This window comes from Parasphingorhabdus sp. (genome assembly GCF_965233695.1).
Lineage (GTDB): Bacteria > Pseudomonadota > Alphaproteobacteria > Sphingomonadales > Sphingomonadaceae > Parasphingorhabdus.
On record NZ_OZ247497.1, the window covers coordinates 3,822,358 to 3,846,640 of the forward strand.

The 24,283-nt window shown below is 51.1% G+C and carries 17 protein-coding genes and 1 tRNA gene; 6 read left to right on the forward strand and 12 right to left on the reverse strand.

Features of this window, described 5'->3' with window-relative positions; all coding sequences use genetic code 11:
- Nucleotides 1-64: 64 nt before the first annotated feature.
- From ACO6S1_RS18285 to ACO6S1_RS18295, 3 genes are read right to left on the reverse strand one after another with little or no spacing between them, the layout of a single operon-like run.
- The gene (locus ACO6S1_RS18285) at nt 65-1,609 is read right to left on the reverse strand and encodes a WS/DGAT/MGAT family O-acyltransferase (RefSeq protein WP_422343976.1); all 1,545 of its coding nucleotides are present in this window, start codon (nt 1,607-1,609) and stop codon (nt 65-67) included.
- 26 nt (nt 1,610-1,635) lie between these two features.
- The gene (locus tag ACO6S1_RS18290; RefSeq protein WP_422343977.1) at nt 1,636-3,981 is read right to left on the reverse strand and encodes a glycerol-3-phosphate 1-O-acyltransferase; all 2,346 of its coding nucleotides are present in this window, start codon (nt 3,979-3,981) and stop codon (nt 1,636-1,638) included.
- A gap of 9 nt (nt 3,982-3,990) precedes the next feature.
- On the reverse strand, nt 3,991-5,769 hold the full coding sequence (locus ACO6S1_RS18295; RefSeq protein WP_422343978.1) for an HAD-IB family hydrolase: 1,779 nt from the start codon (nt 5,767-5,769) through the stop codon (nt 3,991-3,993).
- Between the two features lie 356 nt (nt 5,770-6,125).
- Here ACO6S1_RS18295 and ACO6S1_RS18300 point away from each other — a divergent pair, with 356 nt between their 5' ends.
- Nucleotides 6,126-9,173, forward strand: coding sequence for a S8 family peptidase (locus ACO6S1_RS18300; RefSeq protein WP_422343979.1), 3,048 nt, complete (start codon nt 6,126-6,128; stop codon nt 9,171-9,173).
- Between the two features lie 124 nt (nt 9,174-9,297).
- Nucleotides 9,298-11,865 (forward strand): EAL domain-containing protein, encoded by a 2,568-nt coding sequence (locus ACO6S1_RS18305; RefSeq protein WP_422343980.1) that lies wholly within the window; start codon nt 9,298-9,300, stop codon nt 11,863-11,865.
- Between the two features lie 21 nt (nt 11,866-11,886).
- On the opposite strand, the gene ahpF is transcribed toward ACO6S1_RS18305, so the two are convergent.
- The 3 genes from ahpF to ACO6S1_RS18320 form a co-directional block, all read right to left on the reverse strand.
- Nucleotides 11,887-13,449: an alkyl hydroperoxide reductase subunit F gene (gene ahpF, locus ACO6S1_RS18310; protein ID WP_422343981.1), complete on the reverse strand. Its 1,563-nt coding sequence runs from the start codon at nt 13,447-13,449 to the stop codon at nt 11,887-11,889.
- Nucleotides 13,450-13,569: 120 nt separating this feature from the next.
- Nucleotides 13,570-14,133, reverse strand: coding sequence for an alkyl hydroperoxide reductase subunit C (gene ahpC / locus ACO6S1_RS18315; RefSeq protein WP_422343982.1), 564 nt, complete (start codon nt 14,131-14,133; stop codon nt 13,570-13,572).
- Nucleotides 14,134-14,533: 400 nt separating this feature from the next.
- Nucleotides 14,534-14,623: transfer RNA gene (locus ACO6S1_RS18320), tRNA-Ser, on the reverse strand.
- A gap of 161 nt (nt 14,624-14,784) precedes the next feature.
- Here ACO6S1_RS18320 and hspQ point away from each other — a divergent pair.
- Nucleotides 14,785-15,165 carry a heat shock protein HspQ gene (gene hspQ / locus ACO6S1_RS18325; RefSeq protein WP_422343983.1) on the forward strand — a complete coding sequence of 127 codons (381 nt, stop codon included), beginning with the start codon at nt 14,785-14,787 and terminating at the stop codon, nt 15,163-15,165.
- A 14-nt stretch (nt 15,166-15,179) separates the two neighbouring features.
- Here the strand turns inward: hspQ and ACO6S1_RS18330 are convergent, their stop codons facing one another.
- The gene (locus ACO6S1_RS18330) at nt 15,180-16,037 is read right to left on the reverse strand and encodes an ABC transporter permease (RefSeq protein ID WP_422343984.1); all 858 of its coding nucleotides are present in this window, start codon (nt 16,035-16,037) and stop codon (nt 15,180-15,182) included.
- 127 nt (nt 16,038-16,164) lie between these two features.
- On the opposite strand from ACO6S1_RS18330, the gene ACO6S1_RS18335 reads away from it, so the two are divergent.
- From ACO6S1_RS18335 to ACO6S1_RS18345, 3 genes are all read left to right on the forward strand, one after another.
- Nucleotides 16,165-16,839, forward strand: coding sequence for a GcrA family cell cycle regulator (locus tag ACO6S1_RS18335; protein ID WP_422343985.1), 675 nt, complete (start codon nt 16,165-16,167; stop codon nt 16,837-16,839).
- A 92-nt stretch (nt 16,840-16,931) separates the two neighbouring features.
- Nucleotides 16,932-18,920, forward strand: a complete 1,989-nt coding sequence (gene parE / locus ACO6S1_RS18340) for a DNA topoisomerase IV subunit B (protein ID WP_422343986.1) — start codon at nt 16,932-16,934, stop codon at nt 18,918-18,920.
- A gap of 82 nt (nt 18,921-19,002) precedes the next feature.
- Nucleotides 19,003-20,229 (forward strand): serine hydrolase, encoded by a 1,227-nt coding sequence (locus ACO6S1_RS18345; protein WP_422343987.1) that lies wholly within the window; start codon nt 19,003-19,005, stop codon nt 20,227-20,229.
- On the opposite strand, the gene ACO6S1_RS18350 is transcribed toward ACO6S1_RS18345, so the two are convergent.
- Genes ACO6S1_RS18350 through leuB form a run of 5 tightly spaced genes read right to left on the reverse strand, consistent with a single transcriptional unit; the run spans nt 20,183 to nt 24,260 of the window.
- On the reverse strand, nt 20,183-20,773 hold the full coding sequence (locus tag ACO6S1_RS18350) for a GNAT family N-acetyltransferase (RefSeq protein WP_422343988.1): 591 nt from the start codon (nt 20,771-20,773) through the stop codon (nt 20,183-20,185). The two genes, ACO6S1_RS18345 and ACO6S1_RS18350, sit on opposite strands and share 47 nt — an antisense overlap.
- A complete protein-coding gene (locus ACO6S1_RS18355; RefSeq protein WP_422343989.1) occupies nt 20,770-21,564 on the reverse strand; it encodes a LysR family transcriptional regulator in 795 nt (264 codons plus the stop codon). Before ACO6S1_RS18355 ends, ACO6S1_RS18350 begins: the two co-directional genes overlap by 4 nt.
- Nucleotides 21,561-21,959, reverse strand: coding sequence for a Co2+/Mg2+ efflux protein ApaG (apaG, locus tag ACO6S1_RS18360; RefSeq protein WP_422346236.1), 399 nt, complete (start codon nt 21,957-21,959; stop codon nt 21,561-21,563). The genes ACO6S1_RS18355 and apaG overlap by 4 nt, the downstream gene beginning before the upstream one ends.
- 18 nt (nt 21,960-21,977) lie before the next feature.
- Complete coding sequence (locus tag ACO6S1_RS18365) at nt 21,978-23,186, reverse strand: trans-sulfuration enzyme family protein (RefSeq protein WP_422343990.1); 1,209 nt, start codon at nt 23,184-23,186, stop codon at nt 21,978-21,980.
- Between the two features lie 24 nt (nt 23,187-23,210).
- On the reverse strand, nt 23,211-24,260 hold the full coding sequence (gene leuB / locus ACO6S1_RS18370; protein WP_422343991.1) for a 3-isopropylmalate dehydrogenase: 1,050 nt from the start codon (nt 24,258-24,260) through the stop codon (nt 23,211-23,213).
- Between the last annotated feature and the right edge of the window lie 23 nt (nt 24,261-24,283).

A 24,283-nucleotide genomic window follows, 5' to 3' on the forward strand; every position in this document is an offset into this window, starting at 1 on the left:
CCGAATACACGCATCGCTGCGGAAAGACACCTGTTAACGGAATAATTAGGTAGTTATCCACTACTTATTTCGCCTTATTCGGTTGCGCTCCTCTTGGTGTCTTGGATACGCGCCGGTACATGACCGAGGCATCTTTGACTGGTGTTGCCTTCTTGGCTGGTGAGGCTTGCGTCTTTGATTTGCGTTTGCCTGCCGTCGGCTTTGCCGACTTCAATTGAGCAAAAGCTGTTTCGATACACTCACGGAAAAACTCAATGTCTGGCATGATTTTTCTATCGGTCGTAATCGCAAAGGACATCGTCCCGTTATAGCTGGGCGTCGCAATGAACAGACCCATCCCGTTCCCCAGCGGCGCCATGCCATATTGATGAGTAAGTTTTGCGCCATTCATATACATAGGCATTTGCGGCCCCGGTACGTTGGAAATGAAAACATTACTCATTTTGGGAGCAAAACGCTCGCTGGTCAGGATTTTCGCCACCCCGGCCATCGTCGCACCCGGAATATGTTGAGTAAGGTCCGTCATAATCCGGGCACTTAAGCCTGATTTAGCCGCCTTTGTTTCCCGCGTAGTGTTGCGAATGGCCTCTAATCGCTCCAATGGATTGGCAATATTGGTCCACAGCTTGACTGTCATTGCGGTAATCTTGTTACCAGGTGTATTTTCCTGACCATCCCGTTTTCGGGCATTAACAGGAGCAACACCTACCAGTGTTTCTTTTGGCAATTCCTTGTGTTTCATCAAATATTTGCGCAGGGCGCCGCTACAGATGGCGAGAACAACATCGTTAATCGTCGCGCCTTCGACTTTGGTCCGCATGGCTTTGAGATCATCCAAATCGAAACTGACAGCATCGAACATCTTATGCGGGGAGACAGTTCCGTTGAACCTGGTCTCGGGAACAGTGAGGCCGCCACCCTCACCTGTACCAGACATATTTTTCTGCGCAGCGTCCCATAGGGTTGGGGTCAGCTTCAACACGGCATTGGCCAGCTTGACAGGTGAAGTCAGGTTGCTCGAAAGGGCGCGATTGGCAATTTCTGAGGAAGTGGGCATATCGCCATAATCCCAATCGGAATGCGGTACTTCTATCGCTGGGGTGCCCTTGGTATCTCGGTCGCTGAGTGCCGTGAAAAAATAGGCGGCTGATGCGCCATCGATCGCCGCATGATGCACCCGCGTTAGAATAGCATAGCTGCCCTTGCCATAACCTTTAACGCGGTCGAGCCCTTCCACAACATACATGTCCCACAATGGTCGATTCATATCCATGGGTTTGCTGAAATGGCGCGCCACATGGATGCAAAACTGACGCCAATCACCTGGTTCAGGTAATCTTCCGTGGGAGATATGGGCTTCTATATCGAAATGCACATCCTCGACCCAATATGGATGATCAATATCAAATGGCAGGCGATAGAGTTTACGCTTGAAAACTGGAGAAATGTGAAGCCTGCTGCGGACATGTTCGATGATATCCTTAAAGCGTACCGCCTTGGCCGGCGCCGTTGATGGGTCATAAACATAGACCGCCATGACATGCGTCAAGTTTTCCGGTGTCTGAATGTAAAGGAACTGGGCGTCTTGGGCACTAAGTTGATGCAACATATGCGGTTCCTTAATATCGATTGTTCTTACTCAAAAATCTTGTCGGCAAGGCTCAACACCTCAAGACGCGATTTCTCCATCCTCCGCGACAGCGCGCGGAATTTGCGCAATAAAGCCTTGCGTTTCGCGATGGTTTCTTCCGTTGTTTCGCCTGTGAGTCCCTGACTGGCAGCCATTTTAAAGCCATTCTCGAACAGAATCTTGCCTATCGAGGCCTCACTGGTAATTCGTCGCAGCAAGTAAGCCTGCCGTCCTTCCTTGAGGGCTGCTTCAACGCACTGGCTCTTGTCGATTGCCTGGCCCGGCTCTAACCGAGACAGAATGTCCAACACGACGGTGTAAGATTCCACAAATGGTAAAAAGACAGCATGACCGATCAGAGGCTGGAACCGGTTGGTAAGGCTTTTCAGCATTATGCCACCCTGATCCAGTTTCATTTTCCAGTCGGGACAAGCGCGTGTCAGCTCCGCTTCCAGATTTTGGCGATACTCCTCCTTGGGCGGATAGAAAAATTCGAATTTAAACAAGTCGCGCAATCGCTCGGTTTCAGCCCAAAACACGTCTTTCGCAATATTTTCCTTGTCTTCTCTTGCTTTTAGGAGCGATAATTCAATAATTGCTTTATCAAGAAAATGATGAATTATAGAGTTGCGATAATAGCTTGCCAGAGGGTGTTTCTCAGGCTGAATTGCATATACTGTGGTAGATCCCTGATCATAGCGCATGAAAAGACTGCTATTGACCAGCGTATCAACCACTTTCTGAATACCTTCAAGATTCTGTTCGATTAAATCGTCGCTGAACCGGATGTTACGTTCTTGCGCCCATTTGACGAAAAAATTGATCACTGCCCGCAGTTCATTCGCTGTCATAGCCCGCGGTGCTGTGCCAAGCAGACTGAGGCACATTAACGACGTCAACGTGAGTGGTGTGGCGCGATTGGCCTCTACCGCCACCTCAAAAGCAATTTTGGAAAGACCAATTCTGTCATCCGGATCCGGTGCTTTTTCAACAATCACCGGCTTGCCAAAATCAACATAAACTTTACCCATCGGCTCTCGCAAGCTGCGAAGATAACCGACAAACCAACTGAGCGATTCCGCTTTTTTGACGCGGCCGGTTTGTTCGCTGGCATATTCCTCGACATCACGGATCAGATCAAAGCTGGTTACGACTGGAATGATATGCACATTTTCAATGTCATTCACGTTGGCGCTGTCCATGACATATTTTAACAGACCGTAGCGCGGAGGCATCAGCTTTCCGAGCCGCGAGCGGGTGCCTTCAAAGGCCCAAGTCATCGGAAAGCGTTTTTCCAGCAAATAGCTGACATAATGGCGCAGCACCAACTTGTAGACGGGATTATTTTCAAAGCTGCGCCGAATGAAAATTGTCCCTGCCCTGCGCAGAACGAAACCCAGGCCAAAAAAATCTAGATTGATGCCGCCAAATACATGCACCATCGGCAAATCATTCTGATAGGCCAGATCGGTCGGTGTTACGCCATCAATATAGGTCTTGTGGGTAAACAGCAGCAATGTAGGATGATCGCGCATTGTTTTGCGTAATCTAGCCAGCTCGTTTTTGTTGAATACGACCTCATCTTCATAGCCTTGCGATAGCATGAAACGATCAAGCTTCGCTTTCATATCGATGAAGAAAGCGCTGGGCCGTGCAATCAGCTCTTTCATGTATTTACTGGCTTCTTCGTATAAAGCCGCTTCGGATTTATCGAGATCTGTTGCCAATTCAGTCATTGCTGCACGAAATTTGGGGCTTGTGCGCAAACCATCTGCAACAAATCGAGGGACTTTGTAGCGGCGGCCACGAAGTCCGCGTTCTTCAATATCCAAAACCAAGCCAGCTTGCCGAGCAACAAAACCGGCGAATTCATGAGCATCGTCATTTTGCACTTCGACGGCATTCTGCTGCTCGAAACGCTTCTTGAGATCCCCGATGGTCGCAGGCTGACCGGTCAAACAATGTGCCCGGCGTTTGTTACGGAGCAAGATGGTCCGCGCGCGAAAGCTGCCGGGTGTCCGCGGATCACCAAATAAAGCATGACGCTTCTTGAGCGCCCGGCTTTTTTCAAAATTGGGAATGCGCCAAGCAATACGCACCGGTATAACCATGGTATCAGGCTTTGTATCAAGTTTCCTGGTTAGCTCTTTCAAACGCAAACGGGCACGTTCATCAGAAATCGGAAGACTGACCCAGTTGATTTCACGGCCTGGGCCTCCTTCAGCGAGCGATGTGTGAAGCCAGTCCAGCAAATAGCGTCGCTCAACGCGGTTTCGCGCATCAATGACAAAAAGTTTTGGCCCCTGCGTCACCAGAGGTATGGCTTTCGCTATTGCCGTGGATTCATCCATTCTGCCTCACTATTGTTTCGACGCGGCCGGTTTTTTCACTGGTGCCTTTCGCGCTACAGTTGTGCTTGCTGTTGCCTTCTTTTTTGCTGCAGGTTTTTTGGCGGCTGTTTTTGTTGTCGCTGATGTACTTGATTTTTTGGCGGCTGACGGCCGACTTTTTGCATTGGTCATGCCGGCATTTTTTCTCGTGGCCGGTTTTTTCCGGGGCGCCCTTGTTTTGGTTTGTGATCCAGCCCTTTTTGGGACAACTTTCAAGGTTGTCTTCTCTCCTGCGGCTGCCGCTGGAGTTGTTTGCTTCACCCGTTTGGCGCGCGCGGGCGATTTTGTGGTTTTAGCCACCTCGGTAATTTCAATCTCTTCATCGGTCTGCCCTAAAGCATTCAGGAACATGCCCCGAACTTCTGCAACATGCGCATCCAGAGTTGTCTTTTTCCATTTACTGGTATCCACAGGCGGCAAGATTTCGACCTTCACTGTTGCCGGCCGCATCACAAATTCATTTTTGGGCGCTACATCGCCGGCATTATGGATAACAATCGGAACCATTGGCACTCCCGCTTGCATCGCGAGATGGAAAGCACCCTTTTTAAACGGGCCAATTTTGGGCGAAAGCGTACGTGTACCTTCGGGTGCAATACAAATTGATTTTCCGTCAACCTTGATCGCGTCTATTAGCGGTTCCATCGCCTTTATCGCATTCCGACCATCAGCTCGATCAACAAAGACTGTTCCTGCCATTTCCATGACTTTTCCGATTATTGGTGTATCTTTGACTTCTTTTTTTGCAATACCGCCCACATCTTTACGGACCAGTTTGGCCATGATCATCACATCGGCCTTACTCTGATGATTGAATACGAAAATGCAGGGCCGGTTTATCCAAAGATTTTCCTCGCCGGTGACGTCCAGCTCCACGCCGGTCAACGCCGTCGCAACATCGCCGAACAAACCTGTCGAGAAATTTGTCGCCTCGCGCTGTGAACCGGTCAGCGCCCAAATCGGCAATCCAGCAACAAACGATGTAACCAACGATCCCGTGGCGTAAACAGTTCTCAGATAATCTACCGGCCTGCCCTGGCCACGACTATCAAATTTTTGCAATGGCCAGCCTCGCTCCTTGGCGACTTCTCTAAGCTTGCTGTTAGGATTTAACGGGCGCGGCTTGCCAACCCGTTCCAGAAGCTCGATATCATCATAGCTGTCCGAATAGAAATAACTCTTTTTGAGATCCAGCTTATACTCTTCAGCCAGTTTCTCGGCCGCGATCACTTTTCCCTCGCCGAAACAAAGTGGACGGATGATATTCCCCGTAAACTCGCCATTCTCAACCTCATATTGAGAACAAAGCACATGTTCGATATTAAGATCTCGGGCCGTAGGTTCAATCTGATAGATGGTCGCGGAAGAAACAATCGCTACCGTATGCCCTTTGGCCATATGGGCTTCGATCAATTCCCGTGACTCTGGATAAACCTTACGCGCGATGTGCTTTTGATAGAGTTCTTCGCCAAATTCAAAGTAGCTGTCTTCGGTTACACCCTTCATGAATTTGGATGCCGCCATCATTAGTCCCGAGAAACCCATGCTGCCCATGCTATATTGCGCCATGACATTTGCGGTTTCTACCAGCTCTTCCGCTGTCATTTCACGGCGTTTGATTTTCTCCCACAGCATTGCGGTGGCCGAATATCCCGCGATGATTGTACCGTCAAAATCAAACAGGGCAGCAATGTGCGGTCCTTCAGGCGCTTTGAGCACCTCTTGTAGATGGGAATCCCGATCAGCCATTAATTGTCCCTCAAATCAAATTAGCAATTGCAGCATCAAGCTATCCTGCCAAAAAAAGACTGTGTTTCACAGTCTTTATTGGCCAGCAATGATTTTAGGGCCACTATTAATATTCCAGCGTCCAAATTTGAGCCATTGATCGCCTTTAACAAATTGGGGTGGAATCGCGATTTAAATTTACATTTCTGTGCAATTTTAACGGTTAGAACGCGAAAAATCGTCTTCTCGCGAAATAAAACAAACCGGAACTCTGCGCCAAGCTGTGGTTACAATGTTGTTAATCCATCTTTTTTCGCGCTGGTTAACAAACGACCCCTAATTCGTTCATTATAAGTTCGTGGGTGAACGGGGTAGAAATGAAACAACCATCTAATCTTCGCGTTAGCAAATTTGCTATTGCAACAATCATGTTCGGTGCCGCTATGCCGGCTTTTGCACAGGCCACTGAGTCTGTGCCGGAAAGCGCCGCAACCAACACGGTTGTCGGGCAAGAAGCCTTGCCGGCTGAAGAGTTCGCGCGTCCGATCGTTCCGATGGGCGGCAGCATTGACCCGTTCTCCGGTTCCATTGATCCATTTTCCGGTTCACTCGATCCGTTTAGCGGTTCGATCGATCCGTTTGCCGGCAACATTAATCCATTTGAAGGCAATATCGATCCTTTTGCCGGTAACCTGAATCCGTTTCATGGCGAAATTCGTGCGCTTTGGGGCGCAATTGATCCTTTCGGTGGTAATCTTGATCCATTCGCAGGCAATGTTGATCCGTTTGCCGGCAATGTTGATCCTTTCCGTGGCAACCTGGATCCTTTTTCTGGCGCAACCGATCCGGTTTCGGGTGCAACGTTGCCAAGCTACATTGAAATGAACGGCTTTTGGCATAGCTTCGGTGCCACCTGGAGAGAGGCCAATCTGCAGATCAACGATATTGCACAAAATGGGAACACCGGGGCCAAAAGAGACGTGCTGGATGCGCAGATTAATAGCCTTATCAGTCAATCTCAGAGCATCTGGGGCGGTGCGATCCAGGCCCGAACTGGAGAATCGTTTGAAACGAGTTTTCTCAATCCGCTGTTCGCAAAGTTCGGTATCGGTGACAATCGGGTCTGGGGCTTCCGTTCGCTCAGTCAGGCACAGCGTGCGCAACTGGTGACGGAATGGTTTGACGGATTGATGCAATATAGTGGCCATGATCGTGTGGATCACTGGATGAGAACCATTAATTGGACACCAGAGCTAACCAAAATTCAAGGCAGCGGCGCTGATAGTGTTATCGGCATACTGGATTCTTCCATCGTTAATGACGCCGATCTTGAGGGCAACGTTTTCCATTCCGGCGGCTATCAGGCCCATGTCGGTGGACATGGAACAGGTGTCGCCAGTTTGCTCATTGCCGATCATGATGGCTTCGGCGTAATGGGTATTGCGCCAAATGCTTCGGTAGCAACCTACAACCCGTTTGATCACACCGGCAGCGCATCTTGGGATGACATTGAGGCTGGAATTATTTCGCTGAAAGGTGGGAATGCCAGCGTCATCAACATGTCGCTGGGAGTCTCAGGCTGGACGCTACATCCCGAATGGAACAATGTGTTCAATGATAGTGACGTCAAGGATGTGGCAAAAGACACTGTGTTCGTGATCGCTGCTGGCAATGATGGCATGACGCAAACTCAAAATGTTGAATTTAAAAGGAATTCTGATTTTGGTTTGATTGTTGTCGGAGCTATCGATCCCTTGGGGAACATTTCCAGCATCTCCAACAAACCGGGCTCGGTTTGCCTCACAGATAATGGACAATGTACAGATGACTATCATCTCAGAGATATTTTTATCGTCGCACCAGGTGAGTTAATATTAATGTCTGACGGCAACGGCGGCGTCACCCGTCGGTCCGGCACGTCGTTTGCCGCTCCGCTTGTATCGGGTGCGATTACTTTGCTGCATGATAGGTGGCCATGGCTTGCCGAGCATCCAGAGGAAACTGTACGCATCATCCTGGATTCCGCTCAGGATTTGGGCGCGCCAGGGGTAGACGATGTTTATGGCGTTGGCTTGCTTGATGTTGAAGCATCACAATCACCGCTCGATTTCAATAATCTCGATTTTTATGAATATCGTGGCAACCAAAGGCTGAAACGTAACGCTGCTGATCTTCAAAAAACCGGTGTAGGCGCCACTTGGAATACCGATGGTGTATTTCTGACGATGTTCGAAAAAATAGGCGATACCCACCGAGATTTCGTAGTGCCGTTCTCTAACCAGCTTGTTGGACAGAAATCTAGCGTCACAGGCTCCAGTGAGTATTTCCAATCCTACATCAGCGAGCGTTTTGTCGATTGGTCGACCAATAACTTCACCGCAAGCAATATGGTTGGTGGATTTACTGATATCGCAAGCTATGCCAGCCCGAAACGCGAAGGTTGGAATTTTGCAGTCTCGGCGGCCAATCCGACAGCTTATCTGCGTAACGGTCGGCAGGGAGAAGTGCCGCATAGCGCCGTCCAGTTTGGTGATGCTGCTGGCAAGCTCTCCTTTCATGCGGGTTACGGCCAAGGCGCTATTGCGTTGCTCGGGCAGAGCTCATTCGGTTTGACCTCCGATTATGATACAAACACAGGCGGTTTGAACCCGGTCTTGGGTCTTGCCTCAGGTGGCGAATTTGTTGACGCCGAATTTGCAATTTCCAAAAATACTAAAATCGCTTTCGGTTTGACCAGTCGCCGACTTGACCATTCTGAGAATCTGGCACTGACCGAAGCGGAACGGGCCCAATTGCGTGGTGCGAAAGACTATCAAGCCAGCGCATTTAACTTGCGCATGACGCATAAGCCGCTGAAAGCCGCCACTCTCAGCGTCAGCTTTGCATCATTGGATGAAAAAGATGGCTTGCTGGGGGTACAATCGGCTCTGGACAATGATCTTCGCCACGGTTCGACGAGCCGGACCATGACAGTAGGTGCCAGTTTCGATTTGCCGCACGGTATCAATATTGCTGCGTCAGCAACAACAGCGCTGACTAAATCAAACGGTGGTATTGATCAAAATCTGCGGACGAACGGCAATGTAAGAAGCTCTGCTTATGCTTTCTCAATCGGCAAACAGGGCCTGATGCGCAAAGATGACCGCTTACGCGTATCTTTAACGCAGCCGCTGCATGTTGAAAAAGGCACACTGGAATATAATGCTGTGGAGGTCATTGACCGTTCAACAGGAGAAATCGGGAACGTAACGCGTGATTTCAGTATTGCGGATGAAAACCGCCGTTTCACCGGTGAATTTCTCTACGCCACACCAATGCGGGGAGGCGGGGAATTCTCTCTCTTCGGCCGTGCACAATATGACGCATCGGCGAGAGGTAATGTTAACGAAATAATAGCAGGTGGTATGCTAAGTATCCCATTCTAAAAGATTTATTATGGAGCATGTGGGAAATCCATATTTGTCCTTGATAGATTGATTTGCGAAAGCCGGGGGGCGTATGTCGGGACAAAAACTAGCTGCTGTTTTGTTAGTGGGTTGTGCGTGCAATATGCCGTCTGCCTATGCGCAAACAGAAGCGGTGCCATCGGCTTTCGAATCGCAAATCGCTGATACAAAATCTTCGATGATGTCGGACCCTGGCAATGCGCTAAAATTCGCTCGCAAAGCGGCAATTATTGCTAATGCAATGCCGAAAAAGGAAGCAGCCATTGCCATTGCTACAAGCCAATGGTTAGAGGGCGAGGCCCTCACTCGGTTGAACCGACCGATCGAAGCAGGCCCGGTTATCGACAGCGCGCTAAAGACGGTTAAGCGTGAAGCGCCAAATGCCAAGTTGCATGCCGATTTGTTGAAATCTTCTGCAGCAATTGCAATCCAGACCGGCCGCGTTGAGCAAGCCTTACCGATGCTTTACGACGCCTACCGAATTTATGGAAAATTGGATCAAAAGCGTAGTCAGGCCATTATCCTGCATAACATCGGATCGATCTACTATGAGGCGCGAGATTATCCTCGAGTGCTGGACTATTATGATCAAGCCAAATCGGTCTACGCTGATGATCCGGCTTTAAATCTGTCTTCGCACAATAATCGCGGGAACGCTCTTAGAGATATGGGCAAGTTCGGCGAGGCGGAAGCAGAATATGCCGAGGCGCTCAAAGTTGCCAGGGAAATGGATAGTCCGCTTCTTCAGACACGCATACTGACAAACCTGGCTTTTGCGCAATATTCCCAAGGTGATCTTGAAAAAGCCGAAAAAACAACGCGATCCGGCCTAGCTATTGCCCATGCGGGAGCAACCGACTGGGAGCCGTTTTTGTGGGGTACCCGCGCGCAGATCGCGCTGGCCGACAAACGATTGGCAGACGCAGAGCGCTATATTGGACTAGCCTTTGCCGGTGTAGACCTGAAAAGTTCGACAATGTCCTATCGGGACTATCATTCAACTGCTCATCAAGTTTTCAACGCACTAGGGCAGTATAAACAAGCCCTCGCTCATCTTGATGCCTTCAAGCGGCTTGATGATAATGGTCGTGACCTCGCAGCATCAACCAATTCAGCGTTGCTGGCCGCACAGTTTGACGATGCCAATCGCGAACTTGAGATCTCGAAACTGGAAGCGAAACAGGCGCAACGCGACCTCGCGCTCGCCAAGTCACGCACAATTCTGCGCTATACCAGCTTGTTGCTGGTTTTGGCCTTTGCCGTGATCGGTGCTCTATTTTTCGCGATCGTATCCGTCAGACGGAGGCGAAAAGCTGTTAGTGCTGCAAATGCGCAACTGTCGCATGCTGCACGTCATGACCTTTTGACTGGTCTTGCAAATCGACGCTATTTCAGGACTTTATTGTCCGATGCTCTCGTAAGCGCAAATAAGGAAGGTGGACGATGTGCAGTGATGCTGATTGACCTTGACCGCTTCAAGGCCGTGAACGACACCCTGGGTCACAATATCGGCGACGAGCTTCTTTGTCATGTAGCTGAGCATCTGAAGCAGGCCGCTGGCGATAAATATCATGCGGTACGCCTCGGCGGGGATGAATTTGCGCTCGTGATTCCGCACATCGAAAACGATGGCGATATCGAAATATTGGGTAAAAAAGTTATCGAAGACCTGTGCGGCACACATTCGATCAACGGAACTTCGGTCAATATTGGCGCGACAATTGGTGTGGCGGTCGGCCCGCAGGACAGCGACAATGTTCAAACGCTTACCCGCTGCGCCGATTTGGCCCTGTATCATGGCAAAGATTCCGGTCGGGGTCAGTGCGTTCGTTATCGGGAATTTATGCAAATCGAAGCTGACGAACGGCATATTTTGGAAAACGATCTACGCAACGCACTAGAAAATGGCGATTTATCAGTTGCCTACCAATCGATTGTCGACGCGCGCAGCGAGGAAATCATCGGTTATGAATCATTGCTTCGGTGGAATCATCCCACCCGTGGTGAGATTTCTCCCGCTGTTTTCATTCCGATTGCCGAAGAAGCACGGCTGATCGGTAATATTGGAAACTGGGTTTTGCGGACAGCGTGTGCGCAAGCGAAAACCTGGCCCGATCATGTCCGGCTTTCCGTCAACGTGTCAGCTCTGCAAGTTGAAGGTGGAGGCCTGGCCAACAGCATAATCAGTGCCCTGGCCGCAAGTGGGCTTGATCCGCAACGCCTCGAACTAGAGGTTACCGAAAGCGTATTCTTAGATAATCACGAAAAAACCGATGCAACGCTTGAAAACCTGCGTTCACTGGGCATCAATCTTGTCCTCGACGATTTTGGCACCGGCTATTCCTCATTGGGCTATCTCCGCCGGGCCAGCTTCTCAACAATCAAGATAGATCGTAGTTTTGTAAAATCAGCCACGCGCGGATCGACCGAGAGCCTCGCCATCATCCGGGCCATTGTATCAATGGCAGAAGAACTCGGCATGAAAACAACCGCGGAGGGTATCGAGAATATCAGAGAAATGGACGTCATGCGCGACCTTGGCTGCACACAATTGCAAGGTTACCTGTTCTCAAGGCCTAGCAAATCTGTCTCCTCCCAATCGAGCGGAACCGCCGTCGACACCAAGATCATTCCATTTTCCAGCTCGGATCTGAAACGCAAAGCCAGTTAAGCAACTAAGACGGACATCGCCTTAACTTCCCGACCGGATCAGATAATCGAAAGCCGACAACCCTGCCTTGGATCCCTCACCCATGGCGACAACAATCTGCTTATATGGCGCTATGGTTGCATCACCTGCAGCAAAAACACCGGGAAGATTGGTGGCGCCGTTTCCATCCACATCTATCTCACCATGCTGCGTCAGCGCTAGGGTATCGCCCAGCCATTCGCTATTGGGAACCAGACCGATTTGCACGAAGACCCCGTCAAGCTTGATATCGTGGCTCGCGCCACTTTCAAGGTCCCTATAGCGCAACCCTGTTACTTTGTTCCCGTCGCCCAAAACCTCAGTTGTCTGAGCCGATTTGAGAACTTCGACATTGGACAAGCTGTTCAATTTGGTTTGCAGAACCGCATCGGCGCGCAGATTGCTATCAAATTCCAAGAGTGTCACATGTTTGACGATCCCAGCCAAGTCAATTGCTGCCTCGACACCGCTATTACCACCGCCAATGACCGCCACGTCCTTGCCTTTATACAAGGGACCATCGCAATGCGGACAGTAAGCTACACCGCGATTGCGATATTCATCTTCGCCCGGAACCCCAATTTTACGCCAGCGCGCGCCAGTAGATAATATGATTGTCTTGGCCTTAAGCTCGGCTCCGCTTTCCAGATGCAAGCTGTGTAACCCGTCACCATTTGCTGCAGCTAGTCTGGTCGCTTTTTGGGCATCCATAATATCAACTTCATACTCCCGGACATGCTGCTCCAGTTCAGCTGCAAGTTTCGGGCCCTCAATATGCTGAACCGAGATGAAGTTTTCTATGCCAAGCGTATCAAGAAGCTGTCCACCGAATCGTTCGGAGACAATGCCGGTGCGAATACCCTTGCGCGCAGTGTAGATTGCGGCGGCAGCACCAGCGGGACCACCGCCAACCACGAGTACATCAAATGGGTCTTTGCCAGACAGCTTTTCTGCGGCCTTTGCCGAAGCTCCACTATCCAGTTTTGCGATAATCTGCGCCAGATCCATTCGCCCCGAGCCAAATGGTTCACCGTTTAACAATATTGTCGGAACCGCCATGATTTTGCGACTTTCGACTTCATCCTGAAAAAGAGCGCCGTCGATGGCTGTATGGCTGATGTTAGGATTGAGTGCCGCCATAATATTAAGGGCCTGCACGACATCCGGACAGTTCTGGCAGGATAGGGAGAAATAGGTTTCGAAATGGAAACGACCTTCCAGATTGCGTAGGCTATCCAACAAGTCGGCATCTTCTTTCGGAGGATGGCCGCCAACATGCAACAGCGCCAGAATCAGGGAAGAAAATTCGTGACCAACGGGTAACCCGGCAAATTCGACCTCCGATTGGCCATCTTCTGCCGTTATCAAAAATGAAGGTATTCGCTGGCTTTTACCGTCAAATTGGGCCTCGACCTTATCGGATAGAGGAGCAATGCTTTCGAGAAACGATCGCATTTCCCGAGACTTGTCGCCTTCGTTCAAACTGGCAACAAGGCGAATAGGACGGCGCAGGTTAGCCAAATAGGCTTTCAATTGTTCGATAGTCGACTGATCAAGGATGGCCATGGTTTGCTCTCAGCTATGGAATAGACTTATCGTTCTCTGGCGCGTTGAATAGGCGCCAGAGAACGGTGGCGACCAACTTTTCAGCCGGCCGCCACAAATGCTCAGATTTGTTGGTGCTTTTTAGATTTTGCCAACAAGCTCAATGGAAGGAGCGAGTGTGGTTTCGCCTTCTTCCCATTTGGCTGGACAAACTTCACCAGGATTGGCGCGTACATATTGCGCTGCTTTGATTTTACGCACTAATTCCGTCGCATTGCGACCGACGCCTTCACAGGTAATCTCCATGACTTGCACGACACCATCGGGATCAACGACAAAAGTTGCCCGGTCGGAAAGCCCTTGCCCTTCACGAAGAACACCGAAATTATTGCTGATCTGATGGTTTTGATCACCCAGCATGTAGAAATTTATTTTGCCAATCGCATCAGAACTACCATGCCAAGCTTTGTGACTGAAATGAGTGTCCGTTGAGACTGCATAAACTTCCACGCCCATCCGCTGAAGTTCATCATACTGATCCGCCAGATCTTCCAGTTCGGTTGGGCATACGAAAGTAAAGTCGGCTGGGTAAAAGAAAAATACTGCCCATTTTCCTTCCGCATGTTCTTGCGTTACGTTGACGAATTCACCGCGATAAAAGGCTTCAGTAGAAAAGGGGAGAATTTTACTATTGATCGTGGTCATTTATTTTCCTTTTGACAAATAACTAAGCGATGTATTGATTGTTCAGCTTGGATACGCAGCCGAATGATCATTGTCATCGCGGTGCAGATATGCTGCTGCGCTGGCTGTTTCAACAACCGATTTGGGTATTTTGGATGATTATGATGATCACCGTGATTGCCGCATTCGATCAGTGAATTTGTTGTTTCTTTAATGAGGTTTACGAATTTTCGAAATCAACAAATTCATTAAGGCAAGCCTTTAGACCAGCTGCAAACTATAATAAGGCCACCTTGCAGCCGCCGTTTAGTTTCGGGGCCTGAGATAAACTTGCTGAACACCAGCACACCGGATCGGATATACCGGCACAGCCACGCAAGGGTCATTCTGCAACCCTGGGAGCCTTTCTGCATCAGAATAGTGGCGGAGAGACAGGGATTCGAACCCTGGGTACGATCGCTCGCACAACGGTTTTCGAGACCGCCCCATTCGACCACTCTGGCACCTCTCCGCAAGTCGGCAAATTGCCTTGGAAACCACGGCCCGGAAGGCCATGCGTGTCGAACGTGCGGCGCGCTTAACCTATGATCTGTCATTTGCCAAGCAGGAAACTTTAACCGCAGGCATTTAGCGTTCGCTTGCATCTTCCTGATAACTGACTAGATTATAGCTATGGTTCAAACCAAACATCTTGCATCAACAAATCCGCTTCCCAAAGGCACGCCTCCCGTGCTCAACGCCAATTTCACAATTGGTGATGTTGTGAGGCACAGACTGTTCGATTTTCGCGGCGTAATTTATGATATCGACCCGGTTTTTGCAAACAGCGACGAATGGTATGACGCGATCCCGAAAGATTTGCAGCCCGCAAAGGATCAACCCTTTTATCATCTTCTCGCCGAAAATGCAGACAGCAGCTATGTCGCTTATGTCAGTCAGCAAAACCTGCTGGAAGATGATAGCGGAGAACCGATTGCCCATCCCGATGTCGCGCAAATGTTCAAAACCGTAGACGGGGGAAAATACAAATTGCACAGGATTCACCGGCACTAGACCGACGGATCAGTCTATGATTTGATCTTCCATCCCTTTTTGAGCAGAGCGTAGCATATAGCGGTCAAGGCGATGTTTATGCACAATAGAACGATGGATCCCACCAGGACCGGCGAGTCCGCTTCCCCGAGAAATCCGTACCGAAAGCCGGAAATCGCATAGAAAAACGGGTTAAAATGGCTCACCGCCTGAAATGTCGGCGCCAGTCGGTCAATGGAGTAAAAAGTCCCTGATAACAATGCAGCAGGTGCGACAACAAAATTGGTCACCGCCGCGGCATGATCAAATTTCTCCGCCCAGATTGACGTCATGACACCCAAGAGCGCCAGCATTGCAGACCCCATAAAACCAAACCAAAGGACCGCCCACCAGTGCGCAACGCTAACGTTAACGCCGGGCCACAGAGCCATGGCCAGCCAAACGGCAAATCCAACCAGTGCTGCTCGGGTTATCGCTGCACCAACCAAACCGGCTAGCAATTCCCCAACCGACAAAGGCGGCATGAGATAGTCGACAATTGTTCCTTGGATCTTACCGACCAAGAGCGAGAAACTGCTATTTGCAAAAGCATTCTGGAGCATGCCCATACAAATCAGTCCCGGGGCTATAAAATCGGCAAATGGAACGCCCAGAACAGTGCGATCTCCTCTACCCAACGCGACGGTAAAGATAATCAGAAACAGCAAAGTCGTAATGGATGGGGCCCACACAGTTTGCAGTTGCACCTTGAAGAACCGACGCACCTCTTTCCAATACAACGCAAGAAACCCGCCCCAGTTCACTCCGCGAATAACAGCCACCCCGGGCTCCATATAGGTTTGGGCATTAAACTCAGGTTGATCAGATTCGTTATTTTTGGGCTGGTCTATCATATCGATTTCGCCTATCGGCTCCAGACAGCAATCACAACCCATATTATATCGGCCTTGGTTCCGTATGATTGATTATACGGGCACAAAGCCTATATTGGTGGTGAACCGACAATACACAGGATTTTGCATGGCTTGGACCGACGAACGTATCGATCATCTGAAACAGATGTGGGAAAAAGGCTTGACCGCGAGTCAGATTGCCGAAGAACTAGGCGGCGTCAGCCGTAATGCGGTCATCGGCAAGGCGCATCGCCTTGGCCTGAAGTCACGTCCGTCACCGGTAAAAGCCAAAGCAAAAACAGCAAAGACCGATAAACCGGTAGCAAAGCCGAAAAAGGCGGCGGTCAAAGCAACCAAGAAACCGAAACAAAAAGAAGAACATGTGGCTCGCCGCGCAATGCCACCGCCAACGCCAGCAGCGCGCACCCATGCGGCTCAGCAGTCAAAAATGCCGAAGCCTGATGGACCGAAAATCGTCTCGGTCGGACCCGGAGGTTTCTTGCGTCAAGGACCCGGCGATCAACAGGCTCCTATTCCACCGGCGCCGCCTCGGCGTCTGGTACCGGCCAAGCCCAGCGAAGAGATGGCTGACAAGACAAGCCTGCTCGATTTGAATGACAAGATTTGTCGCTGGCCGATGAATCACCCTGGCGAACCGGATTTCCACTTCTGTGGTGAAGAGGTCAACCCGGGTTTTCCATATTGCGTAGAGCATTGCGGCCGGGCGTTTCAGGCACAACTGCCTCGCGGTGCGCGTAGGGCGCCTCCGCCACTGCCCTTTGGCGGCCCAAGAGTCCGCTAAAACAGCCAACAAGGTTATATTTTACAGACCATTTGGCAAGAGGCCCAATAAGCCTCTTGCCAGTCTGACTCTGACGCTCTTATAGGGTCATTATGTCCGATGATCTTTTTGGCGCCGATCCGCCAACCACTTCGAAGTCCGGTGAATATGATGCCTCTGCGATTGAGGTATTGGAAGGTCTGGAACCTGTTCGCAAACGTCCCGGCATGTATATCGGCGGCGTTGATGAACGGGCGCTCCATCATTTGGCTGCCGAAGTCATTGACAACAGCATGGACGAGGCAGTCGCCGGCCATGCAAGCCGTATCGAAATCACCCTTGATAGCGAAAACCGTTTGACAGTTACTGACAATGGACGCGGGATTCCGGTGGATCCACACCCTAAATTTCCAGACAAATCTGCGCTGGAAGTCATCATGACGACGTTGCACTCCGGTGGTAAGTTTTCTGACAAAGCCTATGCCACATCAGGCGGCCTGCACGGCGTTGGCGTTTCGGTTGTCAATGCCTTGTCGTCTGACACCGTGGTGGAAGTGGCGCGCAACAAGACCATTTATCGTCAGTCCTTTTCGCAGGGCAATGCTGTATCGAAACTCGAAGAGGTCGGCAGCACCCCCAATCGACGCGGGACCAGTATCTCATTCATACCAGACACTGAAATTTTTGGTGAGGGCAACAAATTCAAACCGTCACGCTTGTTCAAGATGGCGCGCTCAAAAGCCTATCTCTATGCGGGCGTCGAAATCCGTTGGAAATGCGATCCGGAGCAAGCCAGTGATGATGTTCCTGCTGAAGCGGTGTTCCAGTTTCCGGGCGGGTTGTCCGATCATTTGCGTGAACAACTTAGTGGCCGCGAATGTGTAACAACCGACTTCTTTGCCGGCAGTCAGGACTTTCCCGACAGCGCGGGCCGCGTCGAATGGGCCATTACCTGGCCGATCTGGACGGATGGCAGTTATAGCTGGTATTGCAACACCATCCCGACGCCCAATGGCGGCACCCATGAAACGGGCCTGCGTAACGCCCTGGTCAAAGGCATGCGTGCCTTTGGTGAATTGGTGCAGCTCAAAAAGGCATCACAACTTACCGCCGATGATATAATCTCGGGCGGCGAAATGATGCTGTCGGTGTTCATCCGCGAACCTCAATTTCAGAGCCAGACCAAAGACCGGCTGACCTCGCCCGAAGCCGCGAAATATGTTGAAAATGCGGTGCGTGATCATTTCGACCATTTCCTGACCGACAATATGGATCGCGGCAAAGCGCTGCTCGGTTTCGTCATGGAGCGCATGGATGAGAGGCTGAAGCGCAAAGCCGAACGCGAAGTCAAACGCAAAACGGCCACCAGCGGGCGCAAGGTGCGCCTGCCGGGCAAGCTCACCGATTGTTCCGGCAATGATCCAGCTGGCACGGAAATGTTCATCGTCGAAGGCGACAGTGCTGGCGGCTCAGCCAAACAGGCGCGTAACCGCAAGACGCAGGCAATCTTGCCGATACGCGGCAAGATCCTCAATGTCGCATCGGCCAACAGCGCCAAGATTTTTGCAAATTCGGAAATTGCCGATCTGACGCTGGCGCTAGGCTGTGGTACCCGCAAGGATTGTGATCCCGATAATTTGCGCTATGAACGCGTGATAATCATGACCGATGCTGATGTTGATGGTGCACATATCGCGACGCTGCTGATGACCTATTTCTTTCAGGAGATGCCGGAGCTGGTTCGACAAGGCCATTTATTCCTTGCCCGCCCCCCACTTTATCGTCTGACGGCGGGCGGCAAGAGCCTATATGCGCAGGATGACGAAGCGCGTGCCGAAATCGAGAACGGGCCTTTTAAGGGCAAAAAGGTTGAGGTTAGCCGGTTTAAAGGCCTTGGCGAAATGAACCCATCGCAATTGAAAGAAACGACCATGGATCCGGAGACCCGGTCCTTGTTCCGCGTCACGTTACCGCAGGAATATGAAAACCGGGCGGTCGTGAAAGATCTTGTAGATCGGCTCATGGGCAAGAACCCTGAACATCGGTTCAATTTCATTCAGCAAAATGCCGCCAGTCTTGATGAAGAGGCGATTGATGCTTGATCGGTTAAGCCGGTTCTGGATTTTCCTAGTTTTTGCGATTATTTCCGTCTCAGGGGTTCCCTCTCCAGCAAGGGCGGAACAAATGACGACCGTTTCTTCAGAATATCAGGACCGCGCGTCCGAACTTCTCGACATTCTAAAAGGATCGCAAAAAGAGGAGCAGTTCTTCGCAAGCTCATTTCTTGATGCAATACCGGTGACCCAGTTGCGGGCGTTGGTAGCACAACTCCAAGCGCAATATGGCAAACCTCTGACAATCGCTCGCATCATCCCGGCGAGCAAACAGGATGGAACCGTCGAAATTGCTTATAGCAAAGCGACTTTGGCAATGCGCATGGTTCTCGATAGTGCGGCGCCTTATCCCGTGATCGGGCTGCAAGTCACCGGTGCCAATATGACCGACGACAACATCGACAAGATCAAGCGCGAGATGGAATCGCTACCTGGCGCTGCCGGGTTCGAGATCGCCGAAATTGGCCCAGATCAAGCAAGCATCATGGCATCTCTAAATGCGGATCGACAATTTGCCATCGGTTCCACATTCAAACTCTATGTCCTTGCTGCACTCTCGACCAGAATAGCCAATAGTGATCGGGATTGGAGCGACGTTGTTCCGCTTTATCGAAAGTCGCTGCCGTCCGGAATTTTGCAAGACTGGCCGGAAGGAACACCGATGACGCTGCAAGCCCTGGCGACACTGATGATTTCCGTGAGCGATAATACCGCAACGGACATATTGATGACCGAACTTGGCAGTAAGGCGATCGATGATATCGTGTATAAAAGCGGCCATAGCGCGCCTGACAAGACACTTCCGATGCTGAACACCGTCGAGTTTTTTGATCTGAAAATGCCAAATAATGCGGATGTTCGGGAGCTCTATGTCACTGCAAGCAACAATGAACAAAGGGATTTGCTCAGCAGATATAGCATCGGACTCTCTCCGGAATCGATCGAGATCAGCAATCTGGCAAACAAACCGCAACATATTGATACGATAGAATGGTTTGCCGCGCCTTCCGATATTACCGGGCTGTTAAAGATTATCGAGGAAATTGAGGATCCAGTGGTAAAGAATATCCTCAAGATCAACCCCTTAATCCCGCCAGGAGATGCTCTGCGCTGGAGCTATATTGGCGGCAAAGGCGGTTCGGAACCGGGCGTCATATCCTTCGCCTTTTTGACCAAGTCGAAATCAGGCAAGACCTACGCGTTTTCGGGAAGCTGGAACAACAGCGAAGCGCCGGTCGATAATGAGAGATTCACGCTGATGATGAACCGATTGTTGAATCTGGTCGCCGCTCGTTAGATCGTTGCCCGGCGTTCTGCCAATCATCATGCAGCAATCCAAAAATCAAACTGTCTCGGATTCCGATATGCGTTTCCGATTCCTGTCGCAAATGCGCTTCCTGTTGAAAGCCCAGAATTTTAAGCAGTTTGATTGAAGACACATTGTCAGGATCAACATCGGCGCAGATTCGTCGGAGACCTAGTTCTTCAAAGCCATATTGGATCACCCGGTCCACAGACTCTCGCGCCATTCCTGCTCCCCAAGCGGAACGGTTCAGAATATAACCAATTTCTCTGACATTCGGACGATCTTCGGACTTGATAAGGACAACCCAACCAAGCGCCGTATCGTCCTGGACTGTGGTGATTGCCCAGGTTTGCCAGCGCGTGCCTTCGCAATTTTGGGCCACATAGTCCCGCGTTTCCGTAACTGTTTTATGCGGTCCGCTAGACCACCAGCGCATTAAATCCTCATCTGCAAAAGCAGGATGAAGGGCCTCCGCATCATCGACATGCAATGGGCGCAAACGCAGCCGTTCCGTCGACAAAATGGGGAAGGTCATGCCGTTAGTGCGGCAACCAATGCCTTGACCTTTTTCTGCCGCCATTGCGGCAGCGGAGCAACCAGCCAGTACCCACGGGAGGATTTGCTGTCCTCACCGATAACTTGAACGCGGCCTGCCGCAATATCTTGTTGCACCAACATTTTCGGCACCCAGGCATGACCAAAGCCATTGGCAGCAGCCTCGATTGCCAGGCCGCCATCGGCAACCCGCATTAGAGTCTCTTCACCTTCCGAAATGGGGCACCCCGGCCAGTCAATTTTCTGGCCCGGCTTGCCGCCCGGCGCAGCCACTTTAACGAACATGGTGTCGCCGATAATCACGCCTTCATTCTCGCCGGGGCCATCTGTCAACCCGATCGCCAGGTCAAGATTCGCTTCGGTAAAGTCTGCACCGCCTTCAGAGGCAACAATCGCGAAGCTGACATCCCTGTTGTCTTGCGAATATTTTGCGAGCCGTTCATTCAGCCATTTAGCGGTCAAATCGCGCGGCGCGGCTATCGTCAGTTTATGCGATGATTGCCCTGCCTGCATCGCCCGTACCGCGTCTTCGAATTCCAGGAAACCGGATCGCAACGCGTCCAGACCAGCAGCAGCTTCATCTGTCAGCTCCAGACCCTTTGGTGTGCGTCTGAACATCACGACACCCAGCATATCCTCAAGCGCACGGATCTGCTGTCCAACAGCAGCTGGCGTTACAGCCAGTTCATCCGCAGCGCGCGTGAAGCTGAGATGCCGTGCTGCGGCATCGAGCACGCGAAGCCCGTTGAGCGGCAAATGGGTCCGCTTCATTGTTCTACGGTTGGCGCAGAAAGAGGAAAATGAGGAATGCGGACTTCAAAGGCGTCCGGCGCAGAACCCACAAACATGAAATGCCCGGCCATCGCTCCGCTCGGGGTATTGAGCGGACAACCTGAAACATAGTCATGAGATTTTCCGGGCTGGATAATCGGCTGTTCCCCAATCACACCGTCACCATCCACCCGGTGCAGGGCCCCACGGGCATCAGAAATGCGCCAATGCCGGGTTAGCAACTGGACCGCTGTATCGCGCTCATTTTCGATTCGGATGTGATAGGCCCAAAACCAACGCAGCCCGTCGATATCCGATTGCTCGGGCAGAAAGGTTACGGACACCCGTACGGTTACCCCGTCGGTGGTTTCTGAAAATGGAAAGAACGCCTGCATCATCAACTTATAATAGCGTCAAAGACCGACAGACGAAAGGGCTTGATCCAAATCTTCGATCAAGTCGATCGGGTCTTCGAGGCCGACATTGATCCTGAGCATATCTTCGGTAATCCCGATTTCCAATCGCGCTTCCTCACCCAACCCATGATGCGTGGTCGATGCCGGATGGCACATGAGTGAACGACTATCGCCAATATTGTTTGAAATATCTATAAGGTTCAATGCGTTAAGCAGTCCATGAGCCTGCTTGCGACCACCTCCAACATAGAGCGAAAAGATCGGCCCTGCCGCCTCCATCTGGCTCATCGCAAGATTATGTTGCGGGTGACTTGGCAGACCCGGGTACAATATTTTCTCTACCCGCTGCTCTAAAAACTTTCCGACCTCGATGGCATTATTACTCTGTTTGCGGATGCGCAGATCGAGCGTTTCGAGTCCCTTTAAAATCACCCATGCATTGAACGCGCTCAGAGTCGGCCCCGTGTTTCGCGTAAAGGCAAGCAAAGTTTCCTCGATAAACTCTTCCGTGCCACAAACAGCGCCGGCCAGTACACGGCCCTGCCCATCCATCATTTTGGTCGCGCTATAGGCGACAACGTCAGCGCCGAATTCCATCGGGCGTTGCAGGACATTCGTAGCAAAAGCATTATCAACGACACTGGTAATGCCTTTCGATCGCGCCAGATCGCAGACAGAGCGTAGATCGATTACGTCCATTGTTGGGTTGGCAGGCGTTTCAAAGAAAAACACCTTGGTTTTCGGCGTGATTGCCTGTTCCCAATTTTCGATCTCTCGGCCATCAATGACGGTCGTTTCGATTCCGAATTTCGGTAACAAGCTATCGGTCAGCCAGCGACAGGAACCAAATAGCGCACGGCTTGCAACCACATGATCGCCAGCTTCCAATTGGCACAATAACGCGGCGGTCATTGCGGCCATACCAGAAGCCGTCGCGCGACAGGCGTCGGCCCCTTCCATCACTGCAATTCGCTCTTCCAGCATCTGAACTGTCGGGTTTTGCAAGCGGCTGTAGGTCATACCGACTTGTTCGCCATTAAAGCGTGCAGCGGCATCTTCGGCACAGTCATACGTGTAGCCAGAAGTCAGGAACAAGGCTTCTGATGTTTCCCCAAATTCGCTGCGCATCGTTCCGCTGCGAATGGCCTTTGTCGCCGAACGCCAGTTTTTAGTTATCTCGCGATTTTGACCAGTATCTCTTTTCATATCTTTTCCTAAGCCGATCAGTGGCTAACTGGCAAGCCGCGCGACAACCGCGTCACCAATTTCTCGGGTCGACGCGCTGCCACCCAGATCATGGCCCAATATCCCTTGCTCAAGAACATCAGCGACAGCCCGTTCGATCCGCAAGGCTTGATCCTCCATTCCAAAACTGTGCCGCAACATCATTGCAGTGGACAATATCATGGCAGAAGGATTGGCGATCCCCTGCCCTGCGATATCCGGCGCGCTGCCGTGAATAGGCTCGTAAAGCCCGCGGGTTCCGGTACCCAGAGAGGCGGAAGCGAGCAGCCCAATCGATCCTACACACATGCTGGCCTGATCGGATAATATGTCGCCAAAAATGTTACCCGTCAGCATGACATCAAATTGCCCCGGATTACGCACCAACTGCATCGCGGCATTATCAACATACATGTGAGTCAGTTCGACATCCGGATAGTCCACAGCCACTTCATTTACGACGGCACGCCACAGGACCGATGTTTGCAGCACATTAGCCTTGTCTACCGAGCAAAGCTTTTTCCGGCGACCTTGTGCTGCCTTGAACGCGACATGCGCGATGCGGCTGATTTCCTGTTCATTATAGGCCATGATGTCATAGCCTTCACGCAAACCTGCATCAGTCGTCCGCTGACCTTTTTCACCGAAATAAATATCGCCAGTCAATTCGCGCAAAATAAGCAGATCAATGGCACCCGCCACATCGGGTTTCAGGGCCGAGAGGTTTTCCAACCCGGCAAAAGCTTTGGCAGGGCGCAAATTGGCAAAAGTCTGCATTTCCTTGCGCAACCCCAGCACGGCTTGTTCGGGACGCAAATGCCGTTCCAGGTCATCGCATTCTGGATCACCCACAGCGCCAAATAGCACCGCATCGGATGCCATGACCAGTTCCAGAGTCGCTGGCGGCAAAGGATGACCGTGGTTCTTATAGGCCACGCCACCAACATCCGCATGATTCAACCGCAAATCCGGGAGTCCCAAAGCGTCCAATACGCGCAGGGCTTCGACCATGATTTCCTGACCAATGCCGTCACCGGCGAGCACCGCAATATGCATTTCTTTTCCTTAGAAGTTTGCGC